This window comes from Candidatus Jidaibacter acanthamoeba (assembly GCF_000815465.1).
GTDB lineage: Bacteria > Pseudomonadota > Alphaproteobacteria > Rickettsiales > Midichloriaceae > Jidaibacter > Jidaibacter acanthamoebae.
In genome coordinates this window covers 1-1,730 of record NZ_JSWE01000201.1, presented here as the reverse complement: position 1 = coordinate 1,730, position 1,730 = coordinate 1, and the positions used below count along the sequence as shown (strand labels likewise).

At 31.8% G+C, this 1,730-nt stretch carries 2 protein-coding genes; both read left to right on the top strand.

The window, feature by feature from the left end:
• The coding region (locus tag NF27_RS09355; RefSeq protein ID WP_204367893.1) for an ankyrin repeat domain-containing protein at positions 1-275 on the top strand (275 nt) is incomplete at its 5' end.
• Between the two features lie 230 nt (positions 276-505).
• On the top strand, positions 506-1,730 hold a 1,225-nt coding region (locus NF27_RS09350; protein WP_039458801.1), incomplete at its 3' end, for an ankyrin repeat domain-containing protein.

The window sequence follows — 1,730 nt, the reverse complement described above, 5'->3', positions numbered from 1 at the left end:
GTAACTTGGAAATGGTGGAAAGAATACTAATTACCAAACCTGAGTTAGAATTAAAAAATGCAGAAGGTTTAACTGCGTTAGAGCTGGCATTAGAAAATAAAGCATATGAGATAGTGGAATGCTTAGTTAGTGCAGGAGTTGAAGTAGACGGCATTAAAGAAGCCGGAGAGGAAGCTTATATGCCACATAAAGCAGTAGATTATCGAGCACGCTTACTACAAGAAAAAGCCGATAATCATATTACGCAAGGTTTATATAAACTGAGTTCGATATAAAAAATCAGTTGTAGCGCATAGTATAAAATAGGTTATTTTATGGAAAATATGTTTAAGACTATAGAATTTTGTATTTGTCTTGGTAGAGTTGTTTTTATATTTAATTGTAAGCTTTAGCATTACAGAGGCTTATCAAAATAATTATATATCAAAAATTATTGCTTACGTTGGCTTAGATTAAGACGTTATAAATATTATTTTATAAATGTTTTCAAAAGGTATTTTTAAAGATGAGAATGAATGAAGATACATGCACATATACTTACCCTGAACAAATAAAGCAAGAACAGCAAGGGTATGAAAGTTTACAAGCAGCATTAAATTATAAATTTAAAAATATAGGCCTGCTTATACAAGCTTTAACCAGAAGAGCTGCAGTTAACTTAAAAGATAATGAGACTTTAGAATTTATAGGAGATAGAGCTTTAGAATTAGCTGTAACGGATATAATAATGGAAAAACATCAGGGATATACTGAAGGAACCCTAAATAATATCTTATCAAGTCTTGTAAGGAATGATGGACCTTTGCTAGATGTAGCAAAAAGACTAGAGATAAGCGAACATATGATTCCACAAGGTAAAGTAAGTGATCGTAGGTTAGCAGATGCGATGGAGGCAATAATTGGGGCTATATTCTTAGATAGTGGAAAAGACTATGCCGTCATCAAGGGCTTTATAATAAGGCATTGGGTTTCGCTTAACTTAGACCCGGAAGAAGTTGCATTTCAAGCTATAGGAAATAAAGATATTCAATTACTTAAGGGGTTGCTTAAAACCGGAGTAAATCCTAATGCATTAATTAGCAATAAAATAGGAGAAGAGAAGTGGCACCTAGAAAGTTATTCACTTTTATATTCTGCTGTGGCAGTGGGCAAGAAAAAGATAATAAAAGCTTTATTAAAAGCAGGAGCTGATCCAAACCAAGAAGTAATTTATAAAGATAATAAAGCAGGAGTATATACATCTTTTCCGCTTCTATCGGCTATAAATGTATATTTAAAAAAGAGAAGAGAAGGAGAAGGAGAGGAAGAGTTAATTAATAACCATTATGATAAAATCATAAGTTTACTGATAAATTATAATGCAGATATTAATAAAGTAAATAATTATGGTAATTCAGCTTTACACGAAGCGGTTACTATAGAAGTCAGAGTTGTAGAGAGACTTATTCATTATAGGGCGAAAGTTAATATTTCTAATAACATAAAACAAACTCCGCTACATATTTTAGCCGGGAGGGGAGATAGTGATAAAAAAACTGCTAAAACGCTTATTAGAGCCGGTGCTAACATAGATGCGGTTGATAAGGAAGGGTATACTCCATTACATTTTGCAATAATGAAAGAAAACATAGATATAATAAAGTTACTAATAAAGAAAGGAGCCAATGTAAATAGAATTGATAATACAGGTAGAACAGCTCTTCATATATTAGTCTATTGTAATACATCTA